Source organism: Pseudomonas sp. Seg1 (genome assembly GCF_018326005.1).
Taxonomy (GTDB): domain Bacteria; phylum Pseudomonadota; class Gammaproteobacteria; order Pseudomonadales; family Pseudomonadaceae; genus Aquipseudomonas.
This window is the reverse complement of record NZ_AP021903.1, coordinates 351,741-368,287: the sequence shown is the minus strand read 5'-3', so window position 1 is coordinate 368,287 and position 16,547 is coordinate 351,741. Positions and strand designations below refer to the sequence as shown.

The 16,547-nt window shown below is 56.9% G+C and carries 15 protein-coding genes and 1 tRNA gene; 7 read left to right on the top strand and 9 right to left on the bottom strand.

Annotation, left to right across the window (positions count from 1 at the left end; translation table 11 throughout):
- The first annotated feature begins 30 nt into the window (after positions 1 to 30).
- The 5 genes from KI231_RS01565 to KI231_RS01545 all read left to right on the top strand — a co-directional run bounded on the left by KI231_RS01565 (position 31) and on the right by KI231_RS01545 (position 6,601).
- Positions 31 to 723, top strand: coding sequence for an ABC transporter permease (locus KI231_RS01565; protein ID WP_095047149.1), 693 nt, complete (start codon positions 31 to 33; stop codon positions 721 to 723).
- On the top strand, positions 723 to 1,412 hold the full coding sequence (locus KI231_RS01560) for an ABC transporter permease (protein WP_099757735.1): 690 nt from the start codon (positions 723 to 725) through the stop codon (positions 1,410 to 1,412). The genes KI231_RS01565 and KI231_RS01560 overlap by 1 nt, the downstream gene beginning before the upstream one ends.
- Positions 1,393 to 2,628 carry a methyltransferase gene (locus tag KI231_RS01555; RefSeq protein WP_213027252.1) on the top strand — a complete coding sequence of 412 codons (1,236 nt, stop codon included), beginning with the start codon at positions 1,393 to 1,395 and terminating at the stop codon, positions 2,626 to 2,628. The genes KI231_RS01560 and KI231_RS01555 overlap by 20 nt, the downstream gene beginning before the upstream one ends.
- A 418-nt stretch (positions 2,629 to 3,046) precedes the next feature.
- A tRNA-Thr gene (locus KI231_RS01550) sits at positions 3,047 to 3,122 on the top strand.
- A 131-nt stretch (positions 3,123 to 3,253) separates the two neighbouring features.
- Positions 3,254 to 6,601 (top strand): DEAD/DEAH box helicase, encoded by a 3,348-nt coding sequence (locus KI231_RS01545; RefSeq protein ID WP_213027251.1) that lies wholly within the window; start codon positions 3,254 to 3,256, stop codon positions 6,599 to 6,601.
- Between the two features lie 149 nt (positions 6,602 to 6,750).
- On the opposite strand, the gene KI231_RS01540 is transcribed toward KI231_RS01545, so the two are convergent.
- Both KI231_RS01540 and KI231_RS01535 read right to left on the bottom strand, forming a co-directional pair.
- Complete coding sequence (locus KI231_RS01540) at positions 6,751 to 7,431, bottom strand: RES family NAD+ phosphorylase (RefSeq protein ID WP_213027250.1); 681 nt, start codon at positions 7,429 to 7,431, stop codon at positions 6,751 to 6,753.
- Positions 7,428 to 7,838, bottom strand: coding sequence for an MbcA/ParS/Xre antitoxin family protein (locus KI231_RS01535; protein WP_213027249.1), 411 nt, complete (start codon positions 7,836 to 7,838; stop codon positions 7,428 to 7,430). Before KI231_RS01535 ends, KI231_RS01540 begins: the two co-directional genes overlap by 4 nt.
- 333 nt (positions 7,839 to 8,171) lie before the next feature.
- Here KI231_RS01535 and KI231_RS01530 point away from each other — a divergent pair, with 333 nt between their 5' ends.
- A complete protein-coding gene (locus tag KI231_RS01530; RefSeq protein WP_103304171.1) occupies positions 8,172 to 9,098 on the top strand; it encodes a LysR family transcriptional regulator in 927 nt (308 codons plus the stop codon).
- On the opposite strand, the gene KI231_RS01525 is transcribed toward KI231_RS01530, so the two are convergent.
- The 6 genes from KI231_RS01525 to KI231_RS01500 all read right to left on the bottom strand — a co-directional run bounded on the left by KI231_RS01525 (position 9,015) and on the right by KI231_RS01500 (position 13,748).
- The gene (locus KI231_RS01525; protein WP_007909127.1) at positions 9,015 to 9,332 is read right to left on the bottom strand and encodes an AzlD domain-containing protein; all 318 of its coding nucleotides are present in this window, start codon (positions 9,330 to 9,332) and stop codon (positions 9,015 to 9,017) included. The genes KI231_RS01530 and KI231_RS01525 overlap by 84 nt on opposite strands.
- The gene (locus KI231_RS01520; protein ID WP_103304170.1) at positions 9,311 to 10,027 is read right to left on the bottom strand and encodes an AzlC family ABC transporter permease; all 717 of its coding nucleotides are present in this window, start codon (positions 10,025 to 10,027) and stop codon (positions 9,311 to 9,313) included. Before KI231_RS01520 ends, KI231_RS01525 begins: the two co-directional genes overlap by 22 nt.
- Entirely contained in the window at positions 10,024 to 10,401 is a 378-nt protein-coding gene (locus KI231_RS01515) for a GNAT family N-acetyltransferase (RefSeq protein WP_016986309.1), read from the bottom strand. Before KI231_RS01515 ends, KI231_RS01520 begins: the two co-directional genes overlap by 4 nt.
- A gap of 79 nt (positions 10,402 to 10,480) precedes the next feature.
- On the bottom strand, positions 10,481 to 11,227 hold the full coding sequence (locus KI231_RS01510) for a 2OG-Fe dioxygenase family protein (RefSeq protein WP_213027248.1): 747 nt from the start codon (positions 11,225 to 11,227) through the stop codon (positions 10,481 to 10,483).
- A gap of 232 nt (positions 11,228 to 11,459) precedes the next feature.
- The gene (locus KI231_RS01505; RefSeq protein WP_103304169.1) at positions 11,460 to 12,782 is read right to left on the bottom strand and encodes an OprD family porin; all 1,323 of its coding nucleotides are present in this window, start codon (positions 12,780 to 12,782) and stop codon (positions 11,460 to 11,462) included.
- A 351-nt stretch (positions 12,783 to 13,133) separates the two neighbouring features.
- Positions 13,134 to 13,748, bottom strand: coding sequence for a DsbA family protein (locus KI231_RS01500; protein ID WP_213027247.1), 615 nt, complete (start codon positions 13,746 to 13,748; stop codon positions 13,134 to 13,136).
- Positions 13,749 to 14,004: 256 nt separating this feature from the next.
- On the opposite strand from KI231_RS01500, the gene KI231_RS01495 reads away from it, so the two are divergent.
- Positions 14,005 to 16,104: a TonB-dependent receptor gene (locus KI231_RS01495; RefSeq protein WP_213027246.1), complete on the top strand. Its 2,100-nt coding sequence runs from the start codon at positions 14,005 to 14,007 to the stop codon at positions 16,102 to 16,104.
- A gap of 175 nt (positions 16,105 to 16,279) precedes the next feature.
- On the opposite strand, the gene KI231_RS01490 is transcribed toward KI231_RS01495, so the two are convergent.
- On the bottom strand, positions 16,280 to 16,492 hold the full coding sequence (locus KI231_RS01490; protein WP_213027245.1) for a hypothetical protein: 213 nt from the start codon (positions 16,490 to 16,492) through the stop codon (positions 16,280 to 16,282).
- Positions 16,493 to 16,547: the final 55 nt, after the last annotated feature.

Below are 16,547 nucleotides of genomic sequence, written 5' to 3'. Positions count from 1 at the left end.
CTTTGCCTGCCGCAATTTGAACAGAAATCCATGATTATCGACCTCTACGGATTCGGCCCGGCCCTCGCTGCCGGCGCGCTGATGACCGTGCAACTGGCTCTCACGGCCCTGTGCCTGGGACTGGTGCTCGGCCTGCTCGGCGCCTTGGCCAAGACTTCCCCGTACAAGCCGCTGCAATGGCTTGGCGAAACCTACTCGACCATCGTACGTGGTGTGCCGGAACTGCTTTGGGTTCTGCTGATCTACCTCGGCACCGTCAAGACGATGAATGCCATTGGCGAATACTTTGGCAATCCAGACCTGGCGCTAAGCCCCTTTGTGGCGGGCGTAACCGCACTCGGGCTGTGCTTCGGCGCCTATGCCACGGAGGTATTTCGTGGCGCCATCCTGGCCATTCCGAAAGGACACCGTGAGGCCGGTCAGGCCCTGGGCCTGTCGAAATGGCGGATCTTCACCCGGTTGATCATGCCGCAGATGTGGCGGATCGCCCTGCCAGGCCTTGGCAACCTGTTCATGATCCTGATGAAAGACACCGCTCTGGTGTCGGTCATCGGCCTGGAAGAAATCATGCGCAATGCGCAGAACGCCGTGACCTTCGCCAAGCATCCATTCACCTTCTATCTGGTCGCAGCCGTCATGTATCTGGGCCTGACCATACTGGCGATGGCCACCATGCACTTCATGGAAAAACGCGCCGCCCGTGGCTTCGTGAGGACGACGTAATGGAATGGGAAGTCATCTATAAGTGGCTGCCGAAGTTCTTTCAGGGCGCCGTCCTGACACTCGAACTGGTGGGCATCGCCGTTATTCTCGGGTTGTTGCTGGCGATCCCTCTGGGCATCGCGCGCTCCTCCAAACTCTGGTTTGTTCGCGCATTTCCTTACGCTTACATCTTTTTCTTTCGTGGCACTCCGTTGCTCGTGCAACTGTTTCTGGTCTACTACGGCCTGGCTCAGTTCGACGCCGTACGCGACAGTTTCATGTGGCCGTATTTGCGAGAACCGTTCTGGTGCGCCGTCGCCACGATGACCCTGCATACTGCTGCCTATATCGCCGAAATCCTGCGTGGCGCCATTCAAGCGATCCCGCCGGGCGAGATCGAAGCTGCACGTGCACTGGGCATGTCCAAGGCCAAGGCATTGTTCTATATCGTCCTGCCGCGCGCCGCGCGCATCGGCCTGCCGGCCTACAGCAACGAAGTCATCCTGATGCTGAAGGCCAGTTCTCTGGCGAGCACGGTGACCTTGCTCGAACTCACCGGCATTACCCGCACGATCATTGCCCGCAACTACCTCACCGTGGATATGTTCTTCACCGCAGGCGTCATTTACCTGCTGATGTCGTTTGTTCTCGTTCAGGCATTCAAACAGCTGGAGCGATGGTTGCGCGTCGATGCCTGCCAAGGGCGTTGACTCCTCCTGCGTGCTGACGGGCGAGGACTTACTCGCCCGCTTCACCGCGCTGGACACTTTTTTGATTGAGCATCAGGCGCTGTGGAAACCTCGTCCGTTCACTCATCGTTCTCTTGCCTGGGAAGCGTCCTACCCGGAGTTGGCCTTGTGGCTACGCGGGCGCACTCTGGAAGACGCAGAAAACGCTCACAACCAACCTGCTGATCTTGTGGATGTGCCGGAGCCGTTTGCTTCGTTGGCGGCGTTGTCGGCTGAGCTGAGTGCTGTTGGTGAGTTGCCGGGGCATGCACTGGAAGCTGCGGGACATCGCTTGAATGTCGATGTGCCGGGACGCAAGTGGCAGCAGATCGAGGCATTTGCCAGCCGTTTGGCTTTTGCCTCACAACCGACGCACTGGCTGGACTGGTGTTCAGGCAAGGGCCACCTGGGCCGGCGGTTGTTGAGTGATGGCCAACAGCTGACCTGCGTTGAATACGATCCGGCATTGGTCGCCAGCGGTCAGGCGTTGAGTCAGCGCCATCATTTACATGCGCTGCATGCCGAGCAGGATGTGTTGGCAGCGAATGCTTCAGGTGTATTGAACGCAGCCCACACGCCCGTCGCCCTCCACGCCTGCGGCGATCTGCATGTGCGCCTGATGCAACTGGCCAGCGCGGCCGGTTGCCAACAAATGGCAATCGCGCCTTGCTGCTACAACCGCATCAGCCGCAGCGAATATCAGCCAGTGTCCTCGGTCGGATCGAGATCGTTCCTACACCTCTCGGTGGAAGATCTGGCCCTGCCAATGAGCGAAACCGTCACCGCCGGTGCACGGGTCCGTCGGCAGCGCGATACCTCGATGGCCCGTCGTTTGGCTTTCGATCTGCTGCAACGACAGCTGCGCGGTGTCGACGAATACTTGCCGACGCCATCGCTACCCAGCGCCTGGCTGGACAAACCATTCGCTGATTACTGTCGCGATCTGGCAGCGCTCAAAGAGTTATCCACAGTTGGCTCGCAAGATTGGCCAGCGCTGGAAGCAGCCGGATGGCTGCGGTTGGCCGAAGTTCGCAACCTGGAGTTATTGCGAGGATTATTCCGACGACCGCTGGAGCTTTGGCTGAATCTGGACCGCGCACTTTTCCTCGTCGAGCTGGGATACGTCGTACGCCTTGGCACCTTCTGCGATACGCCGCTGACTCCGCGTAATTTCATGTTGTTGGCCGAGCGCGTTTAAATTCGCACAGCCTGTGGATAACTCTGTTGATGGAATTTCAGTGGATCCAATATCCGCGCCTGTTTCGAGGCTTTAGCACAGCTGGTCATTTTTTGTTCATATAGATAAAAAACCTGAAAAACAGGGATTTGCGAACAAAATGAGAACCGCTCCGCAAATTCATGCCAACGCTAGCAATCCAGTCGATCCGTTGTGCATAAGCTCCCAATCAAAAGGACATAAACCGCTTATGCACGACAGATTTGCTCAAGAAAAACGCACCCTCTTCCCTTAGGCGCCAGACCGTTGAAGCTCCTGTTTTCAAGGGCCAAAACGCAGAGACAGCCTCTTCACCGAACCTGATCCAGCACCTGCATAAAAATAGTCTGAATTCAGGGGTTTACAGAACCAACCCAATCGCTATAATCGTCGCCCACACGCCGGTATAGCTCAGTTGGTAGAGCAACTGACTTGTAATCAGTAGGTCCCGGGTTCGACTCCTGGTGCCGGCACCATACAAAACGAAGCCCCTGCAGAAATGCAGGGGCTTTGTTGTTTCTGGAACGTCCACATTAAGCGTGCTGACTGCGGTCAAAGCATCCGTTGTAAACTGCGCGCTCGAACAAGGACTTTCGGGAATAAGTACGTGACCCCCCTCGCTCAAGCAACAACCCTCGCAATTCTGGATTACTGGCATAAGGTCGAATTCTTCATCCCCTACGGATTGGAGCAATATCTTGATGATCTTGAAGAATGGCAATCCACGACCCTTCGGCGTAACAACCTTGAACAAACTGATGCTGACTGGCTCAGCATCGACGTAGCCGAAGAAAAAACTGTTACCGGCTATAACCTTTTTCTTGGCATCTTCGACAAATCGCAAATCAGTCGTATCTGTGAAAGCGTATTGCCTCCTCCACAAACGGCTTCGACCGATGAAGGCGGCTTTGAAAATGAAGAGCGGACAGAGCTTGAGGGCATGACCTGCTTCGCCAAGTTGCCTCTGGATAGAGCAGGCAACCCGGTCATCGACGCAATTTCCATTTCCACAACGCCCTGGGCGCTTGGTCAAACGCTGTCCAGCGGACTCCAGTCCCTGAGCCATGACGCGTTCAATTCGGCACGAGAGGACCTCATACAAAGACTGCGTAACTTCATGAGCAGTCGTGGCACTTTCGCGGGCCAAAGCATGCAAGCCCACGAGGTGGTGAAGCTTCAGACTCTGCTCTGCGATTGGGCCGGCTTCACCCCTGACGACGCGCAACCCATTGCAGTGCTAACCGCGAAAGTAAAACCCCTCAACGGCTCATCTTCTGAAAAGATCGTCCCGGACGAGTCAGAAAAGGATGACGAAGAAGATGTGCTTGAGGAACTGGATATCCTCAACAGCTTTTATATCCGCGATATCGAACGCGCCATTGAAGGCGTCAGCAGCGGCACCATTCCACCAACGCTGGCGCAGTTCCTGAGTGCACTGCCCGCGATCAATCGAATAGACCTGTACAGCGAAGGCGGCTGCACGGCGATCCTGAATGCACTGCGTCCACGTTTTCTCAACCGTGGACACTGGTTGGCGGAAGCTGATCAATCGATGAGCCTGATGCAACAGTTTGCGCTCAACCAGATTCGCCAAGAAACCCAAAACGACGGCCTCTTTGCCGTCAACGGCCCGCCAGGCACAGGCAAGACGACACTGTTGCGCGATCTGTTTGCCGACAACATCGTCCAGCGCGCTCGGATACTGGCGGGGCTGGCGAAAGCGGATGATGCGTTTGTCAAAAACTCCAGCCGGGTTCGGTTCAAAGGAAACTCGAACACGGTCACATTGCGTCCACTGATTGACGCACTGACCGGGTTCGAAATGGTGGTAGCGTCGACAAACAATGCTGCGGTCGAAAATATCTCCGTCGACTTGGTCAAGCGCAAAGCATTGGGTGAACACTGGCGTCACTGCGGTTATCTGCAACCCGTGGCACACAATATTGCGGCGAAAGAAGGCAAGGGCGGCGCAACTTCTCCTCAGGGAGATCAGATGCCCTGGGGGTTGATCAGTTGTGCACTGGGCAACTCCCGTAATCGACGTCTCTTTAATGAGCGCTTCAGCATGTTCTCGCTTAAGACCAAGAGCAGTGAGCAACCAAAACGGTTCTGGGATTGGCTCAAAGAACCTAACCCGGTGAGCTTCAGCGACGCTCGCGAGCTCTTTCACCAGGCCGATAAAGCCGTCGAGGCCGCCTTGACCGAACGTGAGCGACTGGCCGAATTGCTCGACATCGTTGGCCAAGGCACTGAAGCCGATTATCTCGCTTCATCGGTCGCCCTTATTCAAGAGGCGAAAGCACACGTCGATGTCATCTCTGCTGCGCTGACCATTAAACAGCACGAAGTGCGTACCCTGCAGCAGACACTACAACAGCTGATTCTGGAGCAGCAGTTGATTGATCGCTCATCTCCCGGTTTCTGGGCGCGCCTGCTCCGCACTCAGGAAGCGAAGGCGTACGTTCAACAACGCAAATCCAACGCTCTGAATCAGCTCAGCACTCATCAAGGGATCACGGCGCTACAGGGCAAGGTGACGAAACATACCGACGAATTAAACGAAGCAACCCGTGATCTAGAGAACGAGAAACAGAAACTGAGCTTGTTGACGCAGCAATGGCGCAATTGGTGCTCGGAACATGACCAACTCCGTACTCGGTTACGTGTACCTCGCTTGCCCACTCGAGCGCTGGACCTGGTCAGTGATGAGCAATTGCAGATCGAAGGGCTATGGCACGACGAAGAGCTGGCGCAGCTGCGCTCAGCACTGTTCGCCGCTGCGTTGCAGCTTCAGCAAGCGTGGGTACATGAGACCGCACAAAAGGGTGGTGCGCTGGGAGCCAACCTGGTTGCTGTAAACAAAGTGCTTTCCAATCAAGTGCCGGAAGATCCGAAGCATACGCTGCAAATCTGGCAAAACCTGTTCATGGTCGTGCCCGTCGTTTCCAGTACGTTCGCGTCTTTCGCCAATCAGTTTCGCGGCTTAGGCCCAGGCTCGCTGGGCTGGGTATTTATCGATGAGGCCGGACAGGCTGTCCCACAAGCAGCGGTCGGCGCACTTTGGCGCGCCAAGCGGTGCGTCGTGGTGGGGGATCCGTTGCAAATTGAACCGGTATTTACCCTGCCAACCCCCCTTATTGATGCGCTGGGAAAGCTCCATCCAGTAACAGCCGACAATGCTTACGCCCCCCATTGTGTTTCCGTGCAGCGCCTGGCCGACCAGGCTAATCGGTTCGGCGCCTATGCCTCTTTCATGGACGAGAACATCTGGATCGGAAGCCCCCTGCGCGTACACCGTCGTTGTCATGAACCGATGTTCTCGCTCGCCAATCGCATCGCCTACGACAACAAAATGGTCTACGGCCTGCGAACCCGCGTGCCCATGGCTGCACCTTTGATTGATCTTGCAAGTGGATGGGTCGACATTCGGGGCGCCGTTGAACGCAAGCAATCGGTGCCAGAACAGATCGAGTTCATGATCAAGGTCATTGTGTCGCTCTTCCAACGTGACCGCGTACTGCCCGAGCTTTATGTGATCTCGCCGTTCAAGGCTATTCGTCAGGCCCTGCGTGAACAGATCATGCAAGTCGAGTGGCAACCTTCAGTGCCAAAGCGAGATGAGTTGAAACACTGGATCAAGCGCAGCATCGGCACCGTCCATACGTTTCAAGGCAAGGAAGAAAAAACTGTGTTTATGGTGTTGGGGACCGACTCCGAAAACGCCGGAGGAGCCCAGTGGGCTTCGTCAAAACCAAACCTGATCAATGTGGCGCTGACGCGTGCCCAGCATCGCGTGTACCTGGTAGGCGATGTGGATCTCTGGGGAACTTTGCCCTACTTCAAGGAGGCATCCCGGGGTGACACTACCCTGCCGCGTTGGAAGCGCGCAGACTTTGCCGTTATTGCACAAAAGATGAAACCCGACAAAACAGGCAGAAAAACGCCCTCGCTGTAATGCGAGAAGCTTCAGGTATGTGGACTCCACGGACCGGCCCTCTGCACACCGACAACGTGCAGGGTTTGCCGGTCACAACCAGCATTATCCGGCGGCGCGAAAGACCCGGATGCAGCGCAATGTACCTTCCTGCGCAAAAACTCTGCGTTTCAGACCTGACTGATCTCGAACACAAAGGAAATCCTGCGCTGGCTCGCACTCCACACATAACGCAGATGCTTGCCCTGCTTCGGAATCGAGACTGCAGGCGGACGGAACGCGGCGACACATTCGTGGCCCGGCAGGCGGACGCTGTTGTAGAGCAGTCCCCAGGATTCAGATTCGCGCAGTTGTCGGGCAAACGACTGGGATGGGCCATAGGCGTCTGGATCGGGTTGATGTAAGTCGGGGAAGTCGTGACGAACATCATGCAGCGGTTTAACCACGCGATTGACGTAGGTCCGCATGGTCAATTCAAGATCCGCCTCGTTGGTGGCCGCGAGGAAACGCTCCTGGTGATAGCAGGTTTCAGCGATGGCGGCAGCCTGGCTGCTGGCGGCGTAGTAGACGCCGAAAGTGCCATCGGTGAAACGGCTGCTTTTGCCAATGTGGGTAAATGCCGCCATCACCGGCGTCGAACCGGGGCCGGAGAGTCGGTCTTCGGGGCGCACGCGGGCGAGCACGCCGGCCTGTTCGATCAAGCGGTCATTGGTCAGCGCTTCCAGCGCGTAGGCGATTTCCAGGTCTTCGGGGTCGAGCACATCTTCAAACAGCGCAATCGGCGGGAAGCTGCTATTGACGATCCGGTAGGCCTTGGGCCATTGCGGCTCGGCCAGCGGCGGGGCCTTCAACCGCGCACCCCGTCGAGGTAGCGGCGCACGTCAGCGATGTCGACCACCCTCCCCGCCAGCATGTAATCCAGCGCCGTCCGCCCATTGAATGGCGCGGCAGTGTTAGGGCTGCTGACCCACGTATAAACGCGCTCGCGACTGTTGCTGAAGATGATGCTCAATGCCTTGTGAATGCCCATCAGATACGAGATGCGCTCCAGCGTGTCATGCGGTAGACGTATGTTCGGCGGCAGGTGTTTGTACTTGTAGAACGTGGTGTTGCCGACTCCACCGAGCAATGTGCGTTGCTGCTCGGCGTTGCAGCCCCAACGTTCCATGAGGTTGAAGAAGAATTTCAACGCAACGCGCCCGGCTTCCGGAACGTCGAGTTGTTCATGCGGGGTGAGGGCTGGGGATGAGGTAGGCACGGCCGCCTCCATTGCTGAGTGACATGGTTTCAAGCCTAGTACAGATACGGATATTTGTTTTGTTTTAATCCGCTAGCGAACCGGATCGTTACCCGAACAAGAATGTTAAAAACACCGAAAATTGTTATTTCCCGTGCGTATTTTTTGACCCCAATCACCCCCACGTCACCAAAAACCCCGATCCTTTGTCAGCCTCCAGCCATCGGCGGGGACATCAATTCGCTACTAAACCCGCGACAACTATGCTCAGGTGCAGGAATATAGCCGGCATATGACGCCGGATCGGCAGTCTCGTAAACAACAATACCCAGCCCACTTCAGAGGGCATTACCCATGGATAGCAGAACCTTACGCAACCTCATGCGCATCGTGCAGACCGGCTCGTTGTCGGCCGCAGCCGAGCATTCGTGCCTGACCGTGCAGGCGTTGGCCGCGCAGTTGAACAAGGTCGAAGAGCAGTTCGGTTTCCGCTTGTTTCGCCGTTCCAACAAAGGCTTGACGCTGACGCCGCAAGGCACCGAGCTCACGCCGTATATGGACCGAGTGTTGATTGCCACACGACAGATGGAAGAAAAAGTCGAGGCATTGAAAGTGCCGGGGCAGCGCACGTTGAAAGTGGCGTTGAACAACACGTTGTCGCCCGACTTCAATCGGCGAATGATCGGACGCCTGATCGAGGTTTTCCCCGATTATCAGATGGAATTCAGCTACGCCGAGTCGATGGAAAATCTCAGCAAACTGAAGAATGAGGACTTTGACCTGGCAGTGCTGATCGGCCCGCAGCGGCCGGGGCTGCCGAGTATCGTGCTGCCGGATGTGCAGGTGCAGGTGGTCGGCGCGCATTGCGGCCAGGAAAACGATCCGCTGACGTTGCTGGGCAACAAGTTTCAGGTGCGTCCTGCGGAAGATTGTCCGTATTCCCACAGCTTTTTGCGTTTTCTCGACGCCGGGTTGGGCAATCACGAGAATGGCCAGCGCATGGTTTACTCGTGCAGCGAAACCCTGACGCTGTCGCTGATCACCCAGATGGATGCGGTCGGCATGGTTTCTCGCGAGGCCGCGCAAAAGAATGGCCTGACGATTTTCCCCGGTTTCGAGGATTTCCTCGAAGTGCGCCTGGCGGTGAACAATCCTGATCTGTCGAATCAGGCACTGAGCGACGTCGTCGATCTGCCGTTACATGAACGAGCCGAGCGCAATGTACGCAGCCGTCCCAACCGCCACACTGAGAAAGAGGTTTTTGCTGAAGTACGCACATAACAACGTCGGAATCGCTGCATAAAATTCCGGGCGATCGAGCTGTATGTGCTGATCCTTGATCAACAAGGGTGTCAGGCTGATCGCAGCGACGATCGCCACCGGCAAGTACTCCAGCGCCCGCGCGATAAACGGCGGCCAGTGCTCGGTATTCACTTGCAGGGGCAAGGCGCGTGGCAGGAAGGTCACGGCCATCATCAGCGCGACCACCAGAATCAGGAACGTTTGGTCAGGCATACACCCACTCCGCAGCCCACAAACGTGGCGATAAACACATTAAACGGCGAACTGCCGACCAGGCTCAGCGCGCCCATGCAAATCACTGCCGCAGCGGCTGCGATCAGTTTGTTGCGGGTATTGCACAGCGACACCAGCACATAGAGCATCATCGCCGTCAGTGCGTAGTCGAGCTGGTATTTGATCAAGTGCGCGGCGTACTGCGCGCACACAGCGCCGAGCAGACCGCCAAGCACCCATGAGGTGTGGCAAAACAGGTTGAAGCCAATCAGATAGCGCACGTTGACCGGTGCGCCAGTGCCGAGTTTTACGCTGTGGAAAGCGAAGGATTCGTCGGTCAGGCCGCCGGCGTAACACCAGCGCTCCATGCGACTGAGCCCCAAGGCGCGCAGGGCTTTGGCCATGTAAACCGACATCAGCATGTGCCGCGCATTGATCAGGAACGTGGTCAGCACGATGGTGGTCAGCGACGCACCGCTGGAGATCAGCGCCAGCGCGGCGAATTGCGAAGCGCCGGCGTAGACGAACAAACACATCGCCACGGGTAACCACATCGGCAGCCCGGCGTTGACGGCCATCAACCCGAATACAAATGACACGGTGAAATACCCGGCCACCACCGGGCTGGCTTCGGCAAACGTGCGCGATGGCTGATGGTTGACCATCAGCGGCGCACTGCCGGACGTTTCATTCATAGATCCCTCTCAAATGTCCGTTCGCCATGAGGCTCGCAAAAACCCTGGGCCGCCCAGAATCGTTTGCCCGCGAGGTTAGCATCGTCGACGAACAGAAACATCCGCAACACACCCACCCGCTTCATGTCCGACGACGCTGCTTCAACCAGGCGTTGACCGACGCCTTGGCTGCGATAGCGCGGGCTGACGGCCAGATGATTAATCGTGCCGCGGCTGCCGAGCATGCCGCCCAGTACCGCGCCGACGATTTCGCCGGCCACGTCGAACGCCAGATAGGCGGTGGTGGTTTTCTGGATCAACACGCCGCGCAGGCATTTGGCGTCCTGCCACTCGCAGAACGACACTTCGTCGAACTGGCGGAAGAAGCGCTCCATGCGCTGCGCATCCTTGGCCGTGGCGCGGCGCAGCACCACCGGCGTCGAGCACTCGACGCCGTCGATTGGGGTGATCTGATTAGCGAACAATGTCGAAAGCGGTCCCGGGCCGCGAGAAGGAAATCGCCAGAATCTGCCGGTACGCCATGGCATGGGTATGCGTGTTGCGCGCCGGGGTCACGTAGTGGCGCATGTCGCGGTCGAGAAAGTACGTGGTGTCGAGAATTTCCTGGTAGGTGGTCGACGCCAGTTGATGCTCATGGATGTCGTACAGACGACTCTCGGCACCCTCGACATTGTTGCGCCCCCAGAAGTGCACGCCGCTGAACGGATAGCCGTCGCAGTGAATCCCTTCCGGGGTGATTTCAAGTTGTTTGCCGGGTTTGATTTCGATGCGGATCTGGTGGATCTGGCATTGCCAGATTTCATCGTGCAGCTCTTCCGGCAAGACGCTTTTGTACACTTCAAAATCGGTGTCGATCAGGCTGCGCATCACCGGCGAAGTAATCACTTCATCGGAGAAGTCCTGAAAGTGCCGCACCAGGCCGCCCACATAGGCATTGTGTTCCTTGGACTGCACGTACGCGCGATGCTCGAGTTGTTTCAGTTCACGTGTCTTGGGGTTGTACTCAAAGTCGCTGTAACGACGGTAACGCATGCCGGCTTCGGCCTGACCGTAGTAGCTGTCAGGCTCCATGTTTTCCCAACTTTTGGTCAGTCTGACGAAGTCGGCAAAATGACCGTAGAGATTGAAGTCACCACCCTGGACGTTGACATATTTGTCGCGCCGTAGCGATTCGCCCACTTCTCTGTTCAAAACGATCATTACCAAATTCTCCGCTGCGTTGAGCGGCCTAATCTATTAGGTGGAGAATTTGCGTCCATGAGAAAGAATTTCAGGCATTTAAAGCCCTGTTTGAAACGGCGTTTGCAGCGTCTGAAAAACAACTTTTACATGACAAAAACTCGGGTTTTTTCTGGTTTTCATCAAAAAACCGTCGAAAAAAAACCCCGAGCCAGTCGGGGTTTTTCTCACATCGATTAGACCTGATCGCGCATCAGAAGATGTTGATCGGGTAATCCACGAATACTCGCAGCTCGTTGCCGCCGACGTTGTACTCGCTGGACTTCTGCGAAACACGCAGGATCGAGCTGCGCAGTTTCACGCTCAGGTCTTTGGCCGGGCCACTTTGCACGACGTACTTGAACTGGTTGAAGATTTCGCGCTCTGTGCCGCCTTCGCTGGTGGACGTGGTGATGTTGTCGCCACGCACGTAAGCGAAGTTGTAGCTCAGACCCGGAACGCCGAATGCGCCGAAGTCCAGGCCGTAGCCGAGCTGCCAGCTGCGTTCGTCTTCAGCGTTGAAGTCAGACCAGTAGGAGTTGGCCAGGTAGATGGTGTTGCCACCGTCGCCAACACGCTGTTGATCTTTCTGATAGCCGCCGTAGGCGTAGCCCAGGTTGCTGTCGCCGGTGGAGCGCTGGTGCGCCACGGTGAACGAGTGCGGGCCAGTGGCGAAGGTGGCTGCCAGGCTCCAGATCTTGTTGTCCTGACCGGTCACGATGCTTTTGCCCGGCACGGTGTTTTCGCGAACGTACGAGCTGTCGAGCTTGGTGCGATAGCCGTTGAAGTCCAGGGTCAGGGACTGATCCTTGTTGAACGGCAACACGTAGTTGGCGTTCACGTATTGTTTCTTCAATACGTCTTCAACGTCGGAAGCGTACAGCGCACCTTTGAAGCGCTCAGTGAACTGATAGCTACCGCCCAACACGTTGATCGACTTCAGGCCACCGCTGTCTCGACCTTCATCGCTCTTGCGCGATTCAGCGGTGAAACGACCGGCGTTCAGCTCCAGGCCTTTGATCTCTTTGGAAGTGATCAAAGTACCGGTGTAGCTTTCCGGCAGCAGGCGGGAGTTGTCGTAGTTCAGCACCGGCAGAGCCGGCATCTGGTCACCGTAGGTCAGCACGGTGTTGGAGAAGCGGAATTTGACCGCCGCGCCAGCCTTGGCCAGGTCGTTGGCCGCGCTACCGTTGTGGCCTTCTTCATAGCTGTTGTCTTGCTTGAAGAAGTCGATCCCACCGGCGCCGCTGCGGCCCTTGCCGCCGTCGAGGCGCAGTGCGTACAAACCGAAAGCGTCAACACCGACACCGATGGTGCCTTGGGTGAAGCCGGACGAGAACGTACCGATGGCCGCTTGGCCCCATTCGGCTTTGTCCTTGTTACCGTCTTTGTAGTCACGATTGATGTAGGCATTGCGCAGCAACACTTTCAGGCTGCTGTCTTCTTGAAAACCCTTGGACTCGGCCTGGTCGTTAGCCATGGCCGAAGTGGCGCTCAACATCCCCAATGCGATCAGACTGATTCGCTTGTTCAACATTTTGTTTTCCTTATTACGGGTTGAAACGCGCTGTGTCGAACGGCTGAAACGGCGCTTATTGCACTCTTTTATTCACCCCGAAACAAAAAGACCCGCCCAAGACAATGTCATGGCGGGCCTGCTCCTTATTTTGAGTCATGGCGGTTGGCCACAGGCGTTGGGCCGAATCGTAGCCGCGCCCTGAACAATGTGTCAATTTCAAGAATCGTCTTTAAATAGGCAAAAATCGTCTAAGAATCGTAAATTTTGCGCTGACTCCTTGCTGGGAAATGCCGCCAGCCAGTGAATCAAGGCGTATCACGCACAACCATCAAGACCACAGAGCGCTGGCGATTCACCTGCCGCATTCACTTAAACGGACTGTCCCAACCAAGCAGCGAAGGCTTGTGGCTTGCCCAACCAAGGGCTGATATCGACCAGCGTGAACTGGCCGTCCCGCTCTAGCGCAAACGTCGGAAATCCCTGGGCGCCAAGCTGAGCCAGCAGTGCGCGGCTGTCCTTTATATGTTGTTCGGTATCCACGGATTGGAACGCCGCGAGAAACGCTTCACCGGCATAGCCCATATGACGGGCGAGTTCGAGCAATACAGACTCATCGGCAATCCGGCGCCCTTCCACGTAATGCGCCGTCTGCAAACGCCCGAGCAGCTCAAGACCACGACCATCAACGGCCTCTGCTGCCATGACGGCGGCGATCGGGGGCGTCGAATCGAAAACAGCCGTGTCATCGCGCAATAAACCTTCGAAATAGGCTTCGCCGAATGGTTGCGCGGTGTATTCGGCAATCCGCCGATCATGAGGCATGACGTAGTTGCGCAGTTGCGACGAAACACGCTGGCGATTGGCGCCGCTCATCATCCCGCCGGCATAAGCGATCACTGGCAGCACTGCCTGCGCCGCCTGCACCAATGGTTTGGCGCCGTAGCACCAGCCGCACAGCGGGTCGTAAATGTAGTGAAGGACCATCAGAAAACTCCGGCAGAAAAGTGGGGAAAATCGATGCCGGCAGACTAGCCCTCGACTAGTTGCGGAAAAACGCCAGATTGGCTTTCAGTCTGTTTCGCGAATCGGACGAATTGTCCGATCGTTCAAGTTGTATCGACATCGACACAAATAGAAACAATCTGACAAAGGAACTTATAGGGAATAATTAACGGAAGTAAATGCAAAGCATTACCATTCGCGCACTCGAATTCTTCCACCCTTTCGGATGCGCTTTTCAATGCCTGCCCCGTTCCGTCTTACGCCCGTCACTCTTGGGCTTTCTGCCTTTCTGTCCAGCGGTTTTGCCTACTCGGCGACTGAATTGCCCGCCACCGCCATCCGCGCTCAAGCGCAAGAGGAAGCCGATGACCCGCGCGTAAAGGTCAGCAACACCGCCACCCGTACCTCGACCCCGGTGCGTTATGTGCCGCAGGCCATTGATTCGATCAAGACATCGAACGTTGCCAACTACGGCACCAACGACATCGGCGATGCCCTGAGCGGCATGCCCAACGTCAGCAGCAGCGCCGACACCCGTTTCGACAGCCTGCGCATTCGCGGCTTCGACGCCAGCAACGACTTCTACCTGGACGGCATCCGTGACGACAGCCAATACAAACGCGACCTGCACAACATCGAACGCGTTGAAGTGCTCAAAGGCCCGGCCGCCGTGTTGTACGGTCGCGGCAGTCAGGGCGGGATCGTCAACCGCGTCAGCAAGGCGCCTGAGGCTGGCCGTCGCTCGACCATCGAAGCCCAGGGCGGCAGTGAAGACTTGCGCAGCCTGTACGCCGACCTCAGCACCGATCCGAGCGAGAACATCAGCCTGCGCCTGAACATGGGCAACATGGACGAAAACAGTTTCCGCGACGGCGTCAGCGGCAACCGCCAACTGTTCGCACCGTCGATGAGCTGGCAGCTGACACCCGACCTGAACTGGCTGGTGCAGTACGAATACAGCCGCTACAACCGCACGCCGGATCGCGGCATTCCAGGTGTAAACGGGCGGCCAGCCGATGTCGGCCGCGACACGACCTATGGCAACGATCACGATTTCATCGACGACAAGGCGCAATCGCTGCGCTCGAAACTCACTTACGAGATCAACGACAACTGGCAACTGCGCCAGACCCTCGGCGTGTTCAAGCTCGACAGTGATTTCGACAACACCTACCTGACCGGTTACACCCCGGCGACCAACAAGGTTACGCGCCAGCACTGGCAACAGGATCTGACCACCCGCAACGTCACTAACAACCTTGAACTGGAAGGCGGTTTCGATACCTTCGGCCTTGAGCATCGCCTGCTGACCGGTATCGAAATCGGCAGCCAGCGTCGCGATCCGAAGTTGTACAACGCCGCCACCGGCAGGACACCTGGCGCGCAAGCCGTGCCGTCGCTGGACCTGTTCAACCCCAATCGCGACCTGCGCCACACCGGCAGCATGCAGACCTTCAGCGACAGCCACACCGAAGTCGAAAGCCGTGCGGTGTACGTGCAGGATCAACTGCGCCTGAACGATCAATGGCAATTGCTCGGCGGTTTGCGTTACGACACTTTCGATATCGAATCGACCAACAAGCTCAAGAACATTTCCGAAGACCGCGACAGCCACAGCACCAGCCCGCGTGTGGGCCTGGTCTGGACGCCGTTGCAGAATCACTCGTTCTACGCCTCGTGGTCGAAGACCTTTTCGCCAGTGGGCGGTGGCCTGATTGGCATAACTCCCGGTGCGGCCGGCAACACCAACGACCTCAGCCCCGAGTTGACCAAGCAGAAAGAAATCGGCGTGAAGAGTGACTGGCTCGATGATCGTTTGAGCACGACGCTGGCGATCTATGACCTGGAACTCTACAACCGCCGCACCACCGATCCGAATGATCCGACCCTGACGGTGATGTCCGGCCTGCAACGTTCACGCGGGATCGAGCTGACCGCCACCGGCAACATCGTCGGTAACTGGTACATGCGCGGTGGCATCGGCATGCAGGACGCGAAAATTGAAAAGGACAACAACGGCCTCGAAGGCAAACGCATCAACAACGTCGCCAAGCACAACGGCAGCCTGTTCCTGACCTGGAAACCGGAGATGGGCTGGTATGGCGAAACCGGCCTGACGCTGGTCGGCCAGCGTTATGCCGATAACGCCAATACCACGGTGCTGCCGGGTTATGGCCGCTGGGATGCCTTGGTCGGTTATCGCTTCAAGGACTGGGATTTGCGCACGGCTTTGAACAACATCACCGATCGCGAGTACTACGCGTCGGCAACCAGCGCCGCGCAGATAATGCCGGGCGCGCCACGTAGCGTGGTGATGACCGGTACCTATTCCTTCTGATTCAACCCAATACCTGTAGGAGTGAGCCTGCTCGCGATAGCGGTGTGTCAGTTGATATTTATGGCGACTGACAGATAGCAATCGCGAGCAGGTTCACTCCTACAAAGGGTTATGTGTCGTGCATAAAAAAGCGCCGCCATCCCGGCAGCGCTTTCAGTAATCCCTGTTGTTTTTCTTATCCTTCCATCACAGCCCACAACGCTTCCAGTTCGGCCTCGCTGAACAGGCCAGCGGGGTAGCGCTCGATCATCATCCGGCGCGGATCAGCTTCCCTGATCTGACGCGTTCCATTGGACTTCAAAAAGTGCGCGACAATCTGGAGCGATTCGCCGTTTACGGCCATGGGATGCAACGTCCGCTCGCTGACTGCGTTCACTTCGGCGTTCATTTCAGCGCTCTCTCCCCGTTCGTGAGCGGCTACGTTATCCAAGGTTTATGACAGA

Bases quoted from the DNA above. Each gene is read 5' to 3' on its own strand.
- KI231_RS01565 (WP_095047149.1), top strand. From the start codon at position 31: ATGATTATCGACCTCTACGGATTCGGCCCGGCCCTCGCTGCCGGCGCG.
- KI231_RS01560 (WP_099757735.1), top strand. From the start codon at position 723: ATGGAATGGGAAGTCATCTATAAGTGGCTGCCGAAGTTCTTTCAGGGC.
- KI231_RS01555 (WP_213027252.1), top strand. From the start codon at position 1,393: ATGCCTGCCAAGGGCGTTGACTCCTCCTGCGTGCTGACGGGCGAGGAC.
- KI231_RS01530 (WP_103304171.1), top strand. From the start codon at position 8,172: ATGGATAGCAGAACCTTACGCAACCTCATGCGCATCGTGCAGACCGGC.
- KI231_RS01525 (WP_007909127.1), bottom strand. From the start codon at position 9,332: ATGCCTGACCAAACGTTCCTGATTCTGGTGGTCGCGCTGATGATGGCC.
- KI231_RS01520 (WP_103304170.1), bottom strand. From the start codon at position 10,027: ATGAATGAAACGTCCGGCAGTGCGCCGCTGATGGTCAACCATCAGCCA.
- KI231_RS01515 (WP_016986309.1), bottom strand. From the start codon at position 10,401: ATGGAGCGCTTCTTCCGCCAGTTCGACGAAGTGTCGTTCTGCGAGTGG.
- KI231_RS01510 (WP_213027248.1), bottom strand. From the start codon at position 11,227: ATGATCGTTTTGAACAGAGAAGTGGGCGAATCGCTACGGCGCGACAAA.
- KI231_RS01505 (WP_103304169.1), bottom strand. From the start codon at position 12,782: ATGTTGAACAAGCGAATCAGTCTGATCGCATTGGGGATGTTGAGCGCC.
- KI231_RS01500 (WP_213027247.1), bottom strand. From the start codon at position 13,748: ATGGTCCTTCACTACATTTACGACCCGCTGTGCGGCTGGTGCTACGGC.
- KI231_RS01495 (WP_213027246.1), top strand. From the start codon at position 14,005: ATGCCTGCCCCGTTCCGTCTTACGCCCGTCACTCTTGGGCTTTCTGCC.
- KI231_RS01490 (WP_213027245.1), bottom strand. From the start codon at position 16,492: ATGAACGCCGAAGTGAACGCAGTCAGCGAGCGGACGTTGCATCCCATG.